General features: G+C 64.2%; 16 protein-coding genes. 11 read left to right on the top strand and 5 right to left on the bottom strand.

Annotated features, from left to right (window positions below; translation table 11 throughout):
* The first annotated feature begins 24 nt into the window (after nucleotides 1-24).
* From OKW20_RS28320 to OKW20_RS28270, 11 genes are all read left to right on the top strand, one after another.
* A complete protein-coding gene (locus tag OKW20_RS28320; RefSeq protein ID WP_429177519.1) occupies nucleotides 25-1344 on the top strand; it encodes a lipopolysaccharide biosynthesis protein in 1320 nt (439 codons plus the stop codon).
* 49 nt (nucleotides 1345-1393) lie between these two features.
* Nucleotides 1394-2482 carry a GNAT family N-acetyltransferase gene (locus OKW20_RS28315; protein WP_429177517.1) on the top strand — a complete coding sequence of 363 codons (1089 nt, stop codon included), beginning with the start codon at nucleotides 1394-1396 and terminating at the stop codon, nucleotides 2480-2482.
* A gap of 127 nt (nucleotides 2483-2609) precedes the next feature.
* Nucleotides 2610-4250 (top strand): GumC family protein, encoded by a 1641-nt coding sequence (locus tag OKW20_RS28310; RefSeq protein WP_043613732.1) that lies wholly within the window; start codon nucleotides 2610-2612, stop codon nucleotides 4248-4250.
* A gap of 13 nt (nucleotides 4251-4263) precedes the next feature.
* Nucleotides 4264-5595 carry an O-antigen ligase family protein gene (locus OKW20_RS28305; protein WP_429177515.1) on the top strand — a complete coding sequence of 444 codons (1332 nt, stop codon included), beginning with the start codon at nucleotides 4264-4266 and terminating at the stop codon, nucleotides 5593-5595.
* Complete coding sequence (locus OKW20_RS28300; protein ID WP_429177513.1) at nucleotides 5588-6358, top strand: polysaccharide deacetylase family protein; 771 nt, start codon at nucleotides 5588-5590, stop codon at nucleotides 6356-6358. Before OKW20_RS28305 ends, OKW20_RS28300 begins: the two co-directional genes overlap by 8 nt.
* Before the next feature lie 8 nt (nucleotides 6359-6366).
* Nucleotides 6367-7611, top strand: a complete 1245-nt coding sequence (locus tag OKW20_RS28295; RefSeq protein ID WP_429177511.1) for a glycosyltransferase family 4 protein — start codon at nucleotides 6367-6369, stop codon at nucleotides 7609-7611.
* Nucleotides 7612-7955: 344 nt separating this feature from the next.
* A complete protein-coding gene (locus OKW20_RS28290; protein ID WP_429177650.1) occupies nucleotides 7956-9056 on the top strand; it encodes a glycosyltransferase family 4 protein in 1101 nt (366 codons plus the stop codon).
* 173 nt (nucleotides 9057-9229) lie between these two features.
* Complete coding sequence (locus tag OKW20_RS28285) at nucleotides 9230-9592, top strand: VanZ family protein (protein ID WP_192449603.1); 363 nt, start codon at nucleotides 9230-9232, stop codon at nucleotides 9590-9592.
* Between the two features lie 77 nt (nucleotides 9593-9669).
* Nucleotides 9670-10668, top strand: a complete 999-nt coding sequence (locus tag OKW20_RS28280; protein WP_429177508.1) for a glycosyltransferase — start codon at nucleotides 9670-9672, stop codon at nucleotides 10666-10668.
* Nucleotides 10665-12833 (top strand): glycoside hydrolase, encoded by a 2169-nt coding sequence (locus OKW20_RS28275; protein ID WP_429177506.1) that lies wholly within the window; start codon nucleotides 10665-10667, stop codon nucleotides 12831-12833. The genes OKW20_RS28280 and OKW20_RS28275 overlap by 4 nt, the downstream gene beginning before the upstream one ends.
* Before the next feature lie 82 nt (nucleotides 12834-12915).
* Nucleotides 12916-13335 carry a CBS domain-containing protein gene (locus OKW20_RS28270; protein ID WP_429177504.1) on the top strand — a complete coding sequence of 140 codons (420 nt, stop codon included), beginning with the start codon at nucleotides 12916-12918 and terminating at the stop codon, nucleotides 13333-13335.
* A 62-nt stretch (nucleotides 13336-13397) separates the two neighbouring features.
* On the opposite strand, the gene OKW20_RS28265 is transcribed toward OKW20_RS28270, so the two are convergent.
* From OKW20_RS28265 to OKW20_RS28245, 5 genes are all read right to left on the bottom strand, one after another.
* The gene (locus OKW20_RS28265; RefSeq protein WP_429177502.1) at nucleotides 13398-14105 is read right to left on the bottom strand and encodes an OmpW/AlkL family protein; all 708 of its coding nucleotides are present in this window, start codon (nucleotides 14103-14105) and stop codon (nucleotides 13398-13400) included.
* 193 nt (nucleotides 14106-14298) lie between these two features.
* Entirely contained in the window at nucleotides 14299-15045 is a 747-nt protein-coding gene (locus OKW20_RS28260; protein WP_429177648.1) for an ABC transporter ATP-binding protein, read from the bottom strand.
* On the bottom strand, nucleotides 15039-15851 hold the full coding sequence (locus OKW20_RS28255) for an ATP-binding cassette domain-containing protein (RefSeq protein WP_429177500.1): 813 nt from the start codon (nucleotides 15849-15851) through the stop codon (nucleotides 15039-15041). Before OKW20_RS28255 ends, OKW20_RS28260 begins: the two co-directional genes overlap by 7 nt.
* Nucleotides 15848-16699 carry an ABC transporter permease gene (locus OKW20_RS28250; RefSeq protein WP_429177498.1) on the bottom strand — a complete coding sequence of 284 codons (852 nt, stop codon included), beginning with the start codon at nucleotides 16697-16699 and terminating at the stop codon, nucleotides 15848-15850. Before OKW20_RS28250 ends, OKW20_RS28255 begins: the two co-directional genes overlap by 4 nt.
* Nucleotides 16696-17661, bottom strand: coding sequence for an ABC transporter permease (locus OKW20_RS28245; RefSeq protein WP_429177646.1), 966 nt, complete (start codon nucleotides 17659-17661; stop codon nucleotides 16696-16698). The genes OKW20_RS28250 and OKW20_RS28245 overlap by 4 nt, the downstream gene beginning before the upstream one ends.
* Nucleotides 17662-17858: the final 197 nt, after the last annotated feature.

Raw genomic sequence — 17858 nt, 5'->3', positions numbered from 1 at the left:
GGTTGAGATCAAGGGCAGATCGGAATGGCTTCGGAAGGTGTGAAGGAACGCGCGCACAAACCGTTCCTCTCGATGATCATATCCTATGCTGCATCCGGCGGCAGCCTTGTCATTGGCTCGGCTGCGCAACTCCTGACCTTTGCGATCCTCGCGCGTTTTCTCGGCGTGCATGAGTTCAGCGTCTTCGTCGCAATCACGGCCGTTGCCAACATCGCAGTTCACCTGTGCGGTCTCGGCGCGATGGAGTGCCTGGTGCGCCGCGTCGCGCGCGACCGCAGCATGTACCCACAGATGCTCGGCCACAACATCATCCTGACTGCGATCAGCGGCGTGCTGCTGGTGCTGCTTGGCGCGGCGGTGTTGCCGTTCTTCTTTACGCTTTCGCCCGATCCCGTGACCAATGTCACGGTGATCACCTTGATGCTCGTGACCAACATCATCTTCGTGCGCGTCATCGTGCTGGCGGAGCAGATCTTTCTCGCGCATTCGAATTTTGCCTCGGCCAACAAGGTGGTCGTCGGCTTCGCCCTGGCGCGCACCATCGCTGCAGCGCTCGCCTGCATCGCCTTCGGAGTGGCGTCGGTTGCCTCCTGGGCCGTGTGGCAGTTCGTGTGCCATGTGATCGTGGCCCTTGGCTGCTGGCGGGCGGTCAAGGGACTGGGACGCCCGACCTACGGGATCGTGCGGGAAGAGCTGCCGCTCGGGCTCTATTTCAGTATCCCGTTCATCCTGCGCGCCGTCCGGCAGAACGCCGATCTTCTGGTCCTGAGCCTGGTCGCGAGTGCCGAGGTCATGTCCAGCTACAGCGTCGCGCGGCGCATGCTGGAGAGCAGCTACCTGTCGGTCGAGGCCTTGAACCGGTTGATCTATCCCGGTTCGGCAAAGGCGACTGCAGCCGGCCTGCATCATGCCTTCGAGCGCGTGCGCAAGGTGCTGTTTGCGGCCACCTCGATCAGCATTGCCGCAGCCGTCGCCGTCTTCGTGCTGGCGCCAGTGCTGCCCTATCTCTTCGGCAAGGACTACGTCTCTCTCGTTTCCTTCGTTCGCATCCTGTGCTGGGTGGTCGTGCCGCTTGCCATGTGGTCGGTGGCGATGGAGGCGCTTGGCGCGTCCGGCCACCATCCGGCGCGCGCGTCGGTCATGGGCCTTGGCAGCGTGCTTGGGGCGGCACTCACCGCTTGGGCCACCTGGTACGCACCGCCGGCAGGCACGTTCATTTCCTTCTACGTGATCGAGATCGCGATGGTGATCGTCTCATGGGCGGTCTTCCTGCGTTTCGTGAGGCGCGATCGGGAGCAGGCCGGTGCAACTTCCCTGTCGACGGGGGTGGCGCATGGAGGCTGAACTGGGGAAAATCCAGGCCGCACGGTCGCTCGGACGGGAAATGCCCCGGATGGGCAATGTGCGTGCCATGGAACCCCGGGATATCCCGGCCGTCAGCAGCATGTTCACCCGGATCTTTCGCAAGCGGGAGCAGGACGCGAGCCCGGAACTGCAGAACTATGTCGAGACCATCTTCTTCGGTAGCCCGCTATACGCCCCGGAACACGGCAGCATCGTCTACGACGACGGGTCCGGAAGCATCGGTAGCGCTATCCTGGCGCTTCCGATGGAGTTCACCGTCAATGGCCGCCGGACGGTCGCAAAGCTTCTTTGCGCCTTCATGTCCGAGGGCAAGGCCGGTGCGGTCGGCGCCGCCTGCCTGGCGCGCGCCATGCGGGCGACACGACAGGACATGTGTTTTTCCGACAACTCGTCTCCGGTCAGCGCCGATCACTGGGTCGCCGGCGGTGGCGTCGTGCTGCCGATCCAGAGCCTCGACTGGCGTCGCTCCTTCCGGCCGTTCAGAGCCTGGGGGTTGACGGTTGGTCGGCAAGTGCGCCCGCTCCGATCCCCGATCCTTTCCAAGCCGCTCGCGCTTGCCGACCGACTGCTGCGGCGTCGCCGCCCGCGCACGAAACCCGATCCGGTGGCCGGCTGCACGACGCACGCCATCGACCCCGCCGCCTTCGTCGATCTCGCAGAACCGATGCTGCAGCGCTTTTCCGTGAGGCCGGTCTGGTCGCGTAGCGAGTTCGACTGGCTGGTGATGGTCGCGCGACTGAACACGCCGCTCGGCAATCTTCTCTGCCGCGAGGTTCGAGACGAGAGCGGGCGCGTCATCGGCGCCTATCTCTACTTCGGCAAGGCCGGCGAGCGGGCGACGGTGCTCAACGTCGTCTGCGAGGCCGGTCGCGAGTTCGACGTCACCGCACAGATGTTCCATGCGCTTGACGCCGAAGGCTATGCGCTCGCCGTCGGCAGTTCGCAGCCGTTCCTCATGAATGCGATCTCGCGCCAGAGATGGCTGTCTTTCCACCATCGCGGCTATTTCTGCATGGTGACGCGGCATGCCGATCTGAAAGACGCGGCCCAGCGCAACGATATCTATGTCGGCGGCCTGGCATCGGAGAGCTGGAGCCGGTTGTTGACCGACTTCTGAAGCCATGGGTTAAGCGACAATCCTGCCGTTTAACGGAATATTCACCGTACAACCTTAATTCTGCGCTAGAAGGCGGCTCGCGGGGTCACGATCTTCGCGTCTTGATGGGCGTGCGTGAGGGATGCTTATGTATAGGCCGGACGAGGCCGGAAAACAGGGGGCCAGCCAACCGGCACGCGAGCAGCGTGCACCGGTCGAAAGAGGCTCGTTGCTCGATCTGCTCTCGTCAGACCTTCACGAAGCGGAGACTGCCGCCGACAGGTCGGCAACAGACCGGCCCGCCGAAATCCAGCGCCAATCCAGAGATATTCCGAACGCCACGCCCCACCCCACTGACGTGGCGCGTCCCGTGTCCAGTACGGCTAACGCGCCTCGTGATAGCTACTTTCCCGGGTTGAGCGACCTTAACAGGATCGGCATCGACGATATCATCGGCTGGTTGCGCGACGGGCTCATCTGGATCGTGCTGGCGCTCGTCCTGTGTGTGGGCGGTGCGCTCGCCTATGCGATGACGGCGACGCCGCGCTATACGGTCTACACCGATATCGTCGTCGATCCGTCCAACCTCAATGTCGTCAGCGATGACGTCTTCACCAGCAACCCGCAGCGCGATGCACAGTTGCTCGAGGTCGAAAGCAAGCTGCGCATCCTGACGTCGCGCAATGTGCTGTCGCGGGTGATTACCCAGCTGCGCCTCACCGAGGATCCTGAATTCGTGAAGCCCTCGGCCTTCAGTTCGCTGAAGAACCTCTTCTCGACGAAGGCGGAGCAGCAGGCCGGAAACGAGCTTGCCGCCATGCGCGCCCTGTCGGAGCGGGTGGAAGCCCGGCGCGAAGAGCGATCCTTCGTGGTGGTGATGAAGGTCTGGAGCGAAGAGCCTGCGAAAGCGGTGACGCTGTCGGATGCGATCGTCGCGGCCTTCGAGCAGGAGCTGTTTCAGTCCGCCGCAGAGAGTGCCGGTCGCGTCGCACAAAGCCTCAACGCCCGGCTCGACGAGCTTCGCCACAACGTCACCGAATCCGAGCGGGCGGTCGAGGATTTCCGCCGCAAGAACGGGCTGCAGTCGACCAATGACGGCCAGCTCGTCAGCAATCAGCTTTCCAACGAACTCAACACCCAGGTCCTCGACGCCCAGCAGCGCTTCATCCAGGCCGATACCCGCTACCGGCAGATGAACGACGCGATCGCGCAGGGACGGACCGCAAGCGCTTCCGAGTTCGAATCCGTCAACATGACGAACCTGCGCGAACAGTACAACGTGCTGCAGCAGCAGATCGCCTCGATGCAGCGCACCTATGGCGAGCGCCATCCGCGCCTCGTCAACGCGCGCTCGGAGCGTGCGAACCTGGAATCGGCCATGGCTGACGAGGCGCGCCGCATCCTCGATCGCGCCAAGGCGGACATGGACCGGGAGCAGCAGGCCTTTTCGGCCTTGCGCGCCAAGGCGAGCGACGAGAAGTCGAACGTATTTTCCGACAACGAAGCCCAGGTACAGCTGCGCGATCTCGAAAGGGACGCCCGTGCCAAGGCCGCCATCTATGAGACCCACCTGGCGCGTGCCCAGCAGATCACTGAACGCCAGCAGATCGACACGACCAATGTTCGCGTGATCTCGCGCGCCTTGCCGCCGAATGCACGCAGCTGGCCGCCGCGCACCGTGGTTCTGCTCGCCGGCGGCGGTTTCCTCGGGATCGTTCTCGGCATATCGCTTGCGCTTGCCCTCGGTCTGTGGAGATACATCCGTCGTCCGCAGCCCCTGGCGCCGTGAGAGGGCGGCCATCGTGCCCGATCTCAGCGGCAATCCGGCCAATTCTGCAGAAACCTTGAGGGTCCGCGTCGGGACCTTCCTGTTTCTGGCGATTTCCATCTACTACTGGATTCCCTTTCATTCCTTCGTCGACCTGACCAAGGAAAGCCTGCTGGAGCCGGGCGGTGACAATTCCAGCCGGCTGAACCAGATCGTGGCACTGCTGCTGTTTGCTGGCGCTTCTTGTTACGGTGTGCTGCATCCGATGCGGCGCGGGCTGATGCAGCCGCGGGTGCTGCTTGCGGTCCTGCTTTTGTGGGTGCTCTTTGCTTGCCTGGTTTCCGCTCATCCGGCCAACGGCATCAAGGCGATCATCCTCACGACGATGGTCGCGGTCAACGCCAACGTCTATCTGCTGCTGCCGGCCAACGAGCGGCACTTCGCCAAGATGCTGGCGATCTCGACGCTCGTCATGCTCGCGGTTGCCTATTACGGCGTTCTGTTCAAGCCGCTTCTGTCCATTCACCAGGCCAACGAAGTGTTGGAGCCGATGCATGCAGGGCTGTGGCGCGGCCATTTCCGCCACAAGAACGAAGCGGCCGTCGCGATGGTGCTGGCCTCGTTTCTCGGCCTTTACGTCCTGCACCGGTGGTCGAAGCTTGTCGGCGTGACCATCGTTGGCCTCGCCTTCTTCTTCCTCATCCACACGGGAGGGAAGACCTCGACGGCGATGCTGCCGGGCATCCTGCTTCTGGCATGGCTGTTCGAACGCGTGCGCCTGCTGCGCATCCCGATCGCGATCGGCGGCGTGGCCCTGTTCAACCTTTTCGCCGTCGGGTCTGCCGTCTTCCGGCCGCTTGGGGAATTCGTCACGTCGCTCGGCATCGACGCGACCTTCACGAACCGCGCCGATGTCTGGCGCTTCGCCTTTTCGGTGATCGCCGAACAGCCGTTTATCGGCCGCGGCTTCAAGGCCTTCTGGCAGACCGAGGAAGTGGTCTTTAGCGGCGGCGGCATCGAGACCTGGGCGGTTCGCGCCGCCCATGCGCACAATTCCTATCTCGAGACGCTTCTGGTGATCGGCATACCCGGATTGATCCTCACGCTGCTCTGGCTGGTGGTGCTCCCGCTTTATCATATCTCGCGCATTCCGCCGGCCCGGCAGCACAGCGACCTCACGCGGCTGTTCCTGCGGATCTGGCTCTATTCGATCTACAGCGCCAGCCTCGAGGCCTTCTTCTTCGATGGTCCGAACGTGCTGTGGTTTACCTTGCTCTTCGCGATTTGCGGTTTGCGCCTGCAGTCCTCGGCAGCGCTTGCAACCGAACCACACCCGCTTGCACAAAGGATGGTGGCGCATGCCTAGTTTTTCACAGGCTCTGTCGAGGGTCGACGGCCTTGTCGACCGCGTCGCCAACCGGCTGATCTGGCGTCTCGCGGCGAAACCGCGTGACGTCATAACCGATGCGCCGCTCGTCTCCTTCACCTTCGACGACGTGCCGGACACAGCACTGCACAACGGCGCCGCTATCCTCGAACGTCATGGCGTGCGCGGAACGTTTTATATCGCCGGAGGGCTTGGGGGGCGGGTCGAGACGGATCGTACCCTGATCTCGCCGGAGGGCTGCGCCGAGCTCGCTCGTCGGGGTCACGAGGTCGGCTGCCACACGTATTCCCACAGCAAGATCAGGCGTCTGGGCGGAGGTAGGCTGGCCCGGGATCTCGACCGGAATGCCGCCTATCTCAGCCAGAGCGGCGTCAATGCGGCTGCAACCAACTTCGCCTTTCCCTACAATGCCGCCTGGCCGCTGGCGCGGCGGGAACTGGGGCGCCGCTACCGCACCTGCCGTGCGGCCGGCGAGAGCATCAACCGCACGGCCGTCGATCCGCTGATGCTGAAGTCCGTCGAGATCCGGCAGCCGGAGGCGGACGCCCAGGCGCTCACGGGCTGGATCGACGATGTCGTCGATCGACCGGGCTGGCTCGTGTTTTTCACCCACGACATCGCCGCGCGTCCGACGCCCTACGGCTGCACGCCCGAGACTTTCGAAACCCTGGTTCGCTACACGGTTGAGAAGGGCTGTGTCGTGTTGCCGGTCGAGCAGGCGCTCGACAGGCTCGGCTGGTAGGAGGGCGCATGTCGGGGCAGGGGAACGGCGGCAACAGGCTGCTCGCCATCAACAACTACTTCTACCGCCGCGGCGGCGCGGAAGCGGTGTTTTTCGACCATATGAAGATGTTTTCGGACATCGGCTGGGACGTGGTGCCTTTCGCCATGCAGCACGAGGATAACGAAGCCTCGCCATGGTCCGACTATTTCGTCTCCGAGATCGAGTATGGCCGGCGCACCAACCTCCTGCGCAAGGTCGTTCAGGCGGCAAGCGTCATCTACTCGCGTGAAGCGCAGAAGAACGTCAGCCGGCTGATCGAGCGCGCCCGCCCCTCCGTCGCCCACGCACACAACGTCTACCATCATCTTTCGCCGGCGATCTTCTCGACGCTGAAGGCGGCCGGCATCCCGGTCGTCATGACCGCTCACGATCTGAAGCTTGCCTGTCCCTCCTACAAGATGCTGCGTGACGGTGCCGTCTGCGAGGACTGTCGCGGCGGCCATATCTACAACGTCTTGCGTCATCGCTGCATCAAGGGGGAGACGACGCTGAGCGCCGTCGTGCTCGCCGAAACCGTCGTTCACCGCGGGCTCGGTCTCTACCGCAACAAGGTGGACCGCATCGTCGTACCAAGCAAATTCTACGTCGAGAAGCTGGTCGAATGGGGCTGGCCGCGCGAACAGATGGTCCATATCCCGAACTTCGTCGATGTCGACGACTATTCGGCCGACTGGGTCGAGGGCGACTATTTCGTCTTTGCCGGGCGCCTGGCCCCAGAGAAGGGGCTGGCGACGCTGATCCGCGCGGCGGCCGCATCGGGCCAACGGCTGGTGATCGCCGGAACCGGGCCCGAGGAAGCGATGCTGCGGCAACTGGTTGCGCAAACCGGCGCCGATGTGACCTTTGCCGGCTATCTCTCCGGCGAGGCCCTGCACCGCCTGATCGGGCAGTCACTGGCGCTGGTTCTGCCTTCCGAATGGTATGAGAACGCGCCGATCAGCGTGCTCGAGGCCTATGCGTTGGGGCGGCCGGTGATCGGGGCCTCGATCGGCGGCATTCCCGAAATGATCCGCGAGGGCGAGACCGGCATAACCGCGATTTCGGGGGACGCCGACGATCTCGCCCGCGTGCTCTCGACGATGGCCGGTCTGCCGGCTGCCGAACGCGCTGCGATGGGGGCTTCGGGCCGACGCTGGATCGCAAACGAGTTCTCCGCCGCCGCCTATCGGCAAAGGACGATCGACCTCTATTCCAGGCTGGGCGCGGTCTGATGGCTTCCGCCATTAACGTTACGATACAATTTGTAGTAACCTGGGCTCGCGCTATGGTTTTCGGTCATTTATATAAGGGGTAAATGAAATATCTTGGCGGTGATTAAGTATATCGCCCTAGTAAACGGAACGGGCAACCTTCGAGGCGACACATGAGCAGAAAGTCTGATGTTTCGCGAAGTCATCGCCAGCAACAGCCGGTGATTGCGCAGGAGATGGTACAGACCGGACTGTCGGACGGCGCCGGCCGGCTGCCCCTGCAAAGCGCCGCACGCGCTGGCCGACAGCACGGCCACCCCGCTCAGAGCGGCGCACTGGCCGCACGCGGTGAGCGCAAGCGCGTGATGATGCTGGGCCTGCGCGGCATCCCCAACGTTCAAGGTGGCGTCGAGAAACACGTCGAAATGCTGGCGAGCAAGCTGCTCGGATACGGCTGGGACGTCGAGGTGGTCGGGCGCCGCGGCTATCTGGAGGATCGCAAGGCTTACGCCTGGAACGGGGTGGACGTCGTTCCTCTCTGGGCGCCGCGCCGCATGGCGCTGGAAGCGATCGTCCATACCTTCCTCGGGGTCTGGCTCGCCGCCTGGCGGCGCCCGGATGTCCTACACATTCATGCCATCGGCCCGGCGCTGATGACGCCGCTTGCCCGCTTGCTCGGTCTGAAGGTCGTGGTGACCCATCATGGCTACGACTATGACCGGCAGAAATGGGGCGGGTTCGCCAGGCGCACGCTGAAGCTCGGTGAGCGCCTCGGCATGCGGTTCTCGAACGGACGCGTGGCGATCTCGAAGGACATCGCCGAGACGATGCACGCGCGGCACCATGTTGCGATGACGCTGGTGCCGAACGGCGTCCAGGTCACCCCGCCGACGGGAGAGGCCGGTACTCTCGCGGAGTTCGGCCTTGAACGGCGGCGCTATATCCTGCTCGCCGCCCGGCTGGTTCCGGAAAAGCGGCAACTCGATCTCATCCGTGCTTTTGCCAAGTGCGGCCTCAGCGACACCAAGCTCGTTCTTGCGGGCGGCGCTGAGTTCGAAACGCCCTATGCCAATGAGGTGAGGGCGCTTGCGCACGACGTGCCGGGTGTCGTGCTCACCGGCTTTCAGACGGGCGACAGGCTGGCGGAACTCTTCGACAATGCCGCCCTCTTCGTGCTGCCGTCCAGCCACGAGGGCATGCCGATTGCGCTGCTCGAGGCGATGGCCTACGGGCTGCCGGTCCTGGCAAGCGATATCGTCGCCAATCAGGAACTGGAGCTGGCGCCCGACGAGTATTTCCCGTTGGGAGACATCGATGCGCTGGCGTCCGGCATCGTGGACAAGCTCGCAGCACCGCTCAGCGACGAGGAGGTGCGCGAGCGTGCGGCGCACGCCGAAGCCGCCTATAGCTGGACAAATGTGGCGCAAAGGACCGCGGCGGTGTATAGCGCATTGCTGGCGAAGTAGCCGGACGTTCGCGTCCGCCGTGTCGCCGGCCGGAGCCTGCCTCGTGCGTTCACCGCACACCGCTCTCCTCAAGAATGCGACCGCGCCCCCGCAACGCGATGAACGCGCAGGCGCCGTCGCCGATCGTTCGATGATTGCCGTGCCTCGCACGCCGCCTGGAAGACAAGCCGACAATGACTATCAAACGCGCCGCCAGCCTTTTCGCATGGATCCTGTTTGCCGTGATCGCCTACTCGACGATGTCGCCGCTCGATCTCAGGCCCCGCATCGGGCACATGGTCCATCTCGAACGTTTCGGGGCCTTCGGACTGCTGGGCCTGCTGTTTGCGATCGCCTATCCGCGGCGGCTGGCGCTCGTGCTGGTTCTGGTCTTTGCGACCGCCATCGGCTTCGAACTGTTGCAGATGGTTTCGGCTGACCGCCACGCACGCCTGACGGATGTGATGGTCAAGCTTCTTGGCGGCGCCTGCGGCGTCTTTGGCGGCTGGTTCCTCTATCGCTTTCGTTTGCCGCTGCTGCGGCTGCTGGGACGGTAAACCAAAACGCAAAATATCGCCGGTAAGATTGGCGGCAACCGGAGCAGGCCTGCGCTCCGTCGAGACTGGGGGATCGCGTGGCAGTATCCGTCATCATCAAGACGCTGAACGAAGAAAAGCGCATCGCTGCGACCATTGAAAGCGCGTTGAAGGCGCTCGAAACCGTTGGCGGCGAGGTCATCGTTGCTGACAGCGGCTCCAGGGACCGGACGGTGGAAATCGCCTCGCGCTATCCAGTTGTCATCGCCCAGATCAGCCCGCCGGCGCTTCCGAGCTGCGGCATCGGCCCGCAACTCGGCTTCCAATATTCGCGGCACGCGCATATTTGCCTGCTCGACGGCGACATGTTGCTGGACGACGACTTCCTCGAGGTGGCGGAAGCGTTCCTCGCCGACGATCCCGCCGTGGCTGGTGTTACCGGCCACGTGCAGGAGATGCTGACCTCCAACCTCGAATTTTCCCGGCGGGTCACCCGTAATTCCCCGGAAAACCGGATCGGCGCGATCGACCGCATGAACGGCGGCGGCCTCTATCGCCGGGCGGCGATAGAGGCGGTCGGCTATCTCTCCGATCGCAACCTGCACGGCTATGAGGAGTTTGACCTCGGCATCCGGCTCAGAAGCGCCGGCTTCAAGCTGCATCGCCTCGACCGACGCTTCGTCCAGCATTTCGGCCACACGGACAATTCCTACCGCCTGCTCGTGCGCCGCTGGAAGAGCAAGTACCTGTTTGGCATCGGGGAGTTGCTGCGCGCCTCGCTCGGCCAGCCCTATTTCTTCCAGCTCGTCCGGGAACTGCCGGAGCTCAAGCTTTGGGCGCTGGTCTATCTCTGGTGGGCAGCGTCGCTGGCGATCCTGCTGTTCGTGCCCGACAAGCTCGTCGCGCTCGGTATCGTTCTTGCGATCCTTGCCGGCGTCGTCGGGCTGATGAGCCTGCGCAAGGGCGGGTTCAGCATGGGGCTCTACACCGTCGTCGCCTGGTTCTTTCATGCGGCGGCGTTGCCGGTCGGCTTCTTCCGGGCACGGCGAAAGCCTGACGCGCCGATCGAAAGCAAGCTGCTCGGAGCCCCGGCATGAGGTGGCGGCCACTGCTGGCGGCAGCCGCGGCGCTGGCTGCCGTCTGCGCGCCGGTGCAGGCATCGGACCAGTGGCTTCCCGTGTGGGAAATCTCGCTTGAGTTCGAGGCTGGCAGCCCTCTCGATTTTTCCTCTTTCCTGCCGAACGGCACGATCGATGCGGATCACCGCCTGGTCGCCGGTGCCGGCGGACGGCTTGCCTTCGCGAAGTCACCGGCAAAGCCGGAGCGCATGCTCTGCGCATCGCTTGCCTGGAGCCCGGCTTCCGGCGGGTTTCCCGATCACGAAGCCGCCGATCGTTACGCCCGGCAACTGGCGATGCGCGGCTACAATCTCGCCCGGCTGCATTTCGTCGACGGCAGCCTGATGTTCGGCCGCGACCGCGACTTCGATTTCGACCCAGAGACGCTCGACCGCATCCACTATCTGCTGGCGGCGCTGAAGCGTAACGGCATCTACTGGATGATGGACGGCCTGTCGTCCCTGCGCGGCGTTTACGGCGGCTTTGACGATCGCTGGGACGATGGCGGCAACCTCAAGCTCGAGCTGTTTGTCGACGAGCGGGCGTTCGACCACTGGAAGCGCATGCAGGAGACGATCCTCGGGCGCGTAAACCCCTATACGGGCGTGGCGCCGATCCGCGACGACGCGCTCGCGGTCGTCATTCTCGCCAACGAGAACGGCATGGAGTTCGACACCGTCGTGCATGATCGGCCGGGCAAGCCGCCCTATGATCCGCAGCTTGCCAAACCGTTCAACGCATGGCTCGCCAAACGCTACGGATCGACCGCGGCGCTCGCCAAGGCGTGGCCTGATCTGCGCCCAGACGAGACGATCGAAGCGAGATCCGTGGCGCTGCCGTCGGACCGCTACGTTCCCGGCCCGCGGCTGCGCGATCTGCAGGCGTTCTTCACCGAGACGGAAGAGGCGACGACCGCGCGCATGAGCGAGGTGCTGCGCGGGCTCGGCTACCGCGGCCTGATCAGCAACTACAACAACTGGCCGACGGTTCAGGCGTCGCTCAGCCGGCGCGGCCTCGAAGCCGTGACCATGAACACCTATCACGACTGGGTCAGCGGCTATGCGCCCGGCAGCAAGACGACGCAGGTCAGTTCGATCGCCGACGGGGTGAATTACATCCGCATGATCGCGGCAACGCGCTGGCTCGACCGACCGTTCCTCGTCAGCGAATACGATCACCTCTTCTGGAACCGCTACCGCTACGAGGCCGGGCTGGCGATGCCGGCCTATGCGGCGCTGCAAGGCTGGGATGCGCTCTGCCGTCACGGCCATGGCCCGATCGTTCTTTCCTATGGCGAACCCTTCCCGCACAAGAAGGCAATGCTGCCCTACGCCATTGCGCTCGATCCCGTCGCGCGCGCCGGCGAGACGCTGTCGGCGCTTCTCTACCGCCGTGGCGACGTGGCGACCTCAGCCGTTACTGTCCCGTTTGCAGTGCGTGGCGAGGATGACCTTTCCGACGACATGCAGGCGCGCGAACCGGAGCGCCTGACGGACCTCGCGCTGGTCGGACGGATCGGTCTTGAAGAGGCGACCCGGCTCGGCGATGTGCCCGCGGTGAAGCAACCGCGCCAGCAGGACAGCGAAGGGATACTCGACGGCCTGCGCCAAGACGGCGCGCTTTCTGATGATAACGGCACCAGCATCGATACCGGCATTTACCAGAGCAGTACCGGCGAAATCCTGTTGAACCGCTTTGCCGGACAATTGCGCGTCGTCACCGACAGGACCGAGGCCGCCGCCTTCTCGACGCTGCGGGAGCCGATCGATCTCGGCCTGCTCCGGGTCGAACGGGCCGATGGCAACGGGCTTGTTGCGCTCTCGGCGCTTGATGCGAATGCAGGGCTCGCCACCGGCCGGCGCCTGCTGCTGATCTTTGCGACCGATGCGCAGAACACCGGCATGGCGTTTCGCGACACCGAGGAGAAGGTGATCGAGGATTTTGGCCGGCTGCCGGTTCGGCTGCGCGAAGGTTATGTCGATCTGAGGTTGGCGCGAACCGCGGGGAACTGGAGCGTTTCGCCGGTGGGCCTAGACGGCAAGGTGCATGCGCCGCTGGTGCAAGGCACGGGCAACGTCGCCTTCCGGCTCTCCAACAATAGTCCTTCCGGCCCGACCACCTATTTCCTTCTCGAACTGCGGTAGGGGTGGTGCAGCGTTTCGCTGGATCAATGAATGGCCACGATGTCAGCCTATGCTCCGCCGCTTTCACGCACAGGAGGATGAGATGAGAATATCGGAAGCCATGCATCCCGGCGCTCGCTGGATCTCTCCCGAAACCGATCTGAAGACGATCGCGCGTATCATGCGCGACGAGGACATCGGCGCGTTGCCGGTCGGCGAAAACGACCGCCTGATCGGCATGGTCACGGACCGCGACATTGCGCTGCGCGCCTTTGCCAACGGGCGGGACCCGGCGTCGATGACGGCGCGGGACGTGATGACGAGGGATATCGTCTATTGCCGGACGGACGAGACGATCGAGCATGCCGTCTATCTGATGGAGGCAAAGCAGGTGCGGCGTCTGCCGGTGATCGACCAGGACAAGCGCATGGTCGGTATGCTGTCGCTGGGGGATGTCTCCCATGCAGGCAGCCAGCAACTGTCGGGCGAACTCGCCAAGGCCGTCACGGCCCATCACGTCTGACGTCGGTTTTGCCGAATGCGGCGCCTCTAAGAGGGCGCCGCCAGCCGTTTCGTTCGAGGCTGTCAGAACCGGTAGCTGATACCGGTGCCGATCAGCCACGGATTAAGCTTGACCTTGCCACTGACAACGCCGGCGCCCGGCAGGGTGGCGTTGACCTCAGGCTCCAGGAACAGCTTCTTCACGTCGAAGTTCAGGCCCCAGTGGTCGTCGAGCTTGATATCGACGCCCGCCTGCAGCGCCACGCCGAAGGTGTTTTTCAGATTGAAGCTGGAGAAGTCGCCGCGGGGTTTCTCGTTGTAGAACATTGTGTAGTTCACGCCGGCGCCGACATAGGGCTTGATCTCGTCGGTGACGTTGAAGTGATACTGCAGTGTGAGCGTCGGCGGCAGCAGCCAAGCCTTGCCGATCTCGCCGAGGCCGGCGATCGAGCCGCTGCCGCGCGCCGTGTGCGGCGTCGTGCCGAGGATCAGTTCGGCGGCGATGTTGTCAGTGAAGAAATAGGTGATGTCGAGTTCCGGCACGACGGAGTTGCTGACGCCGACCTTTTCGCCGTCGAGCGCGCTGCCGTTGAGATAGAGCGTGCCCTTGTCGTCAGGCAGAACAGCGAGCGCGCGGCCACGGATCATCCAAGGGCCGGGCTCGCTTGCCAGTGGCATTTCCGGTGCCGCGACCGCGCCCGGCTCGGAGAGATCTGCCGCCGTCGCGAGCGCGAGCGGTGCCGCAAGCGCGGCGAAAAGGACGGCAGATGGCAGAATGGCGCGAGTAGGCATGATTTTCCGGACCCCCAGAAGAAGTTGAACATCGCCGGTCATGGCGTTCGGCGGCAGGGATTCTGCGGCCGACGGCACTATGCTCAACAGGGCCTCTCAGCGGTTGTCCTGGATCAATGCAGGCGCGAATCATCAAGCCCTTGGGGATAAAGGTGGATTCGGCCAAAGACGCGATATCCGCGCCAATCCCTTGTCAGGCGGGCATGCGCGGAATGCTGGCGAGCAGACGCTGCGTATAGGGATGCTTCGGCGCGGCCAAAATGTCGCGGGTCTTGCCGCTTTCGACCACCTTGCCACGCTCCAGAATGACCATCTCCTCGCAGAGGGCCGCGACGACGCCGAGATCGTGGGAGACGAAAACCAGCGTCAACTTCTCGGCGAGCGTCTTGAACAGCTCGACGATGCGGATGCGGGTGGAAAGGTCGAGCGCGCTGACCGCCTCGTCGGCAAGCACGATCTGCGGGCGGGCGACGATGGCGCGGGCAATGGCGATGCGCTGGCGCTGGCCGCCGGAAAACTCGTGCGGATAGCGGCGGAGTGCATCGGCAGGAAGTCCGACCGCTTCGAGTGCCGCAGTGACCGCCTGCGTCCGGTCGCCTGGGATCCGCAGCGACCGCAGTGGCTCGCCGATGATGTCGATCACCCGCTGGCGCGGGTCGAGAGAGGAATAGGGATCCTGGAAAACGGGTTGCACGGCGCGGCGGTAGCGCTGCATGAAGGCGCTGCTGCCGGTGTCGAGGGCTTCCTCGCCGAAGCGAATGGTACCGCTCGTCGGGCGAATGAGCCCGAGCATCAGTCGCAGCAGCGTCGTCTTGCCCGACCCGGATTCGCCGACCAGACCGACGCTCACCCCCGGTCGCACCGAGAGCGAGACGTTGTCGAGCGTGGTCTGCTGGCGGGAGTAGCCGAAGCTGACGTTTTGAAGATCGAGCATCATGATCCGGTTGCTCCGAGCGCTTCGTCGAACAGGCGGGCGGCCTCGACCAGGGTCTTGGTATAGTCGTGCTGCGGTGTGCCGAAGACCGAACCGACCAGGCCCTCTTCGACAGCGATGCCGTTTTTCAGCACGATGACGCGCTCCACCACCTGGGAGACGACCGGCAGGTCGTGGCTGATGAACAGAAGCGCCATGCCGGTCTCGCGTACCAGCTGGTCCAGCAGTTTCAGGATCTCGGCCTGCGTCGTGACGTCGAGCGCGGTCGTCGGCTCGTCGGCAATCAGCAGCTTCGGGCGGCAGGCGAGTGCCATGGCGATGGCCACGCGCTGGCGCTGGCCACCGGACACTTCGTGCGGGTAGGAATTGATGATGCGGTCGGGCTGAGGCAATGCCACCTTGGCGATCAGGTCGCGGACTTCGCGTTGAACCGCTTCCTTCGTCGCCTTGCCGCCGTCTCGCTCCAGACGTCGGCGAACCGGTTCGGCGATCTGCCGGCCGATCTTCATCAGGGGATCGAGCGCGGTCAACGGCTCCTGGAAGACGACCGCTGCGGCGACGCCGCGCAGCCGGTTCATCACCCGGTCGGTGGCGCCGACAACCTGTTGCCCGTCAAGCGTGATCGAACCGGTGACAGTGATCGAAGGCGGCAACAGGCCAGTCGCGGCCATTGCCGTCATCGACTTGCCGGAGCCGGATTCGCCGATCAGGCCGATGCGTTCACCGGGTCGGATGGCAAGAGAGAGGTCGGACACCAGCGGCTTGTCGCCGGCGCGGATGGTAAGACCCTTGATGTCGAGAAGCGGCGTCATCGCGATCTCCCCCGCGTCGGATCGGCGATATCGCGCAGGCCGTCAGCCAGAAGATTCATGCCGATGACGAGCGCAACGAGGGCGATGCCCGGTGCGATCGCGCCGATCGGCGCCGTATAGACGGTCCCCTGTGCTTCCTGCAGCAGCCGTCCCCACGAGGCGTTCGGTGGTGGTGCGCCAAGGCCGAGATAGGAGAGCGACGCCTCCGCGATCACGGCGAGGCCGAACTGCAGGGCAAAATTGACCGACAGCGTCGGCCAGATATTGGGCAGCACGTGGCGGAAGACGACGCCGGCCCAGGAGGTTCCCGATGTGCGCGAGGCGACGATGTAGTCCTGCCTAAGCACGCGCTTGGCGAGGATGCGGGTCAGCCGCGCAACAATCGCCGAGATGGCAAGCCCGAGTGCCAGGATCGCAGACCAGAGGCTGGCGCTGTCGCTTGCCGCCACCACCAGCATTGCAAGCAGCAGGGTGGGGAATGCGATCAGGATATCGAGCGTCGCTGCCATCACGTCGTCGGCCAGGCGCGTGGCGAAGGCGGCGACAACGCCGAGGCTGACACCGATCGCAGCCCCGATCGCAACTGCACCGGTGCCGACCAGCAGAGCGGTACGGGCGCCGATCATCAACTGGGTAAGCAGGTCGCGGCCCAAGCGGTCGGTGCCGAGCCAGTGCAAAAGCGACGGCGCTTCCAGTCGTCCACCCGAGGCATTCAGCGGATCATAGGGCGTCCAGAAAAGCGTCAGCACCGCGACGGCGACGTTGAGACCGACGAGGGCAAGGCCGACGGTAAGCGCCAGCGAGCGCCGGCGCCTCGGCGCGGAAACGGCTGTGTCGACGGGGCTCATGCATTGCCTCCGACGGCGCGTTCGCGCAGGCGTGGATCGATCAGCCTTTGGGTGAGATCAGCGGCAAAACCGATGAGCAGCACCAGCAGGGTGGAGATGAACAGCACGCCCTGAACATTAGGATAGTCACGCTGCTCGATCGCAAGCAGCAGCATCGAGCCAAGGCCCGGCAGGGCAAAGACGCGCTCGACGACCACCGCGCCGAGCAGTGTCGTTGCAAGCTCGATGCCGAGGATGGAGACGATCGGCACGGCGCCGTTGCGGATGCCGTGACGAATGAGCGCCTCGGGGAAGCTGGCGCCGAGGGCACGTGCGGTGCGCAGATAGTCGCTACCGAGGACATCCTGGGTCGCCGAGCGGACATAACGCAGCAGGGACGCGCCCATGACGAGACCGATCGTCATGACGGGCAATGCAAGAGCATACAGCACTTGTCCCTCGTTCTGCCAGCCGCGGCGGGGAAAGCCGCCGGAAGGGAACAGCCGGAAGGTGACGGCAAACACCGTGACCAGCAGGATGCCGACCCAGAAGACGGGGATGGCGATGCCGAGCTGTGAAATGGTCGAGATCAGTCCGCCATACCAGCGATCAGCTTTGACGGCCGAGAGGATGCCGAGCGGAACGGCAATCAGGATGGCGAGCACGAAGCCCATCAGCGCCAGCGGTACGGTGACCGTCAGCCGCGCGGCGATCTCCTCGATCACCGGCTTGCCGCTCACAAAAGAGGTCCCGAGATCGAATCGGGCGAGGCTGCCGGCAAAGCGCAGGAACTGCTGCCAGAGCGGCAGGTTCGAGCCGACCTGTTCGCGCGCCTTCTCGATCTGCACGGCATCGGCGCCGACAGAGAGAAGCGCATTGGCGGGATCACCGGGCAAGAGGCGCAAAAGCACGAACAGCACCACCGCCGCGATCAGCAGCGACAGAAGCAGAATGGCAAAGCGGCGGACGAGATAGGTGAGAATGGCTGCATTCCTTTCTTCTCACGGGGGCCGTGATCAGAGAGCTGGCTTTTGCACCAAAAAGATCGGGCAGGCTAGAGCATGGCCCATCTTTGGTCGCGCCTGTGGAAGGACGGCGAATTGCCCGGACCTTTGGCGCGAAACGCAATCAGCCCCCGGAACGGATCCAGGGGCTGCTGTTCGTGCACCGGTGTGGGGTG

The organism is Ensifer sp. LBL (assembly GCF_050435225.1).
Classification (GTDB): Bacteria; Pseudomonadota; Alphaproteobacteria; order Rhizobiales; family Rhizobiaceae; genus Ensifer.
The sequence above is the reverse complement of the archived record's forward strand: the minus strand, read 5'-3'. Positions and strand labels throughout refer to the sequence as shown.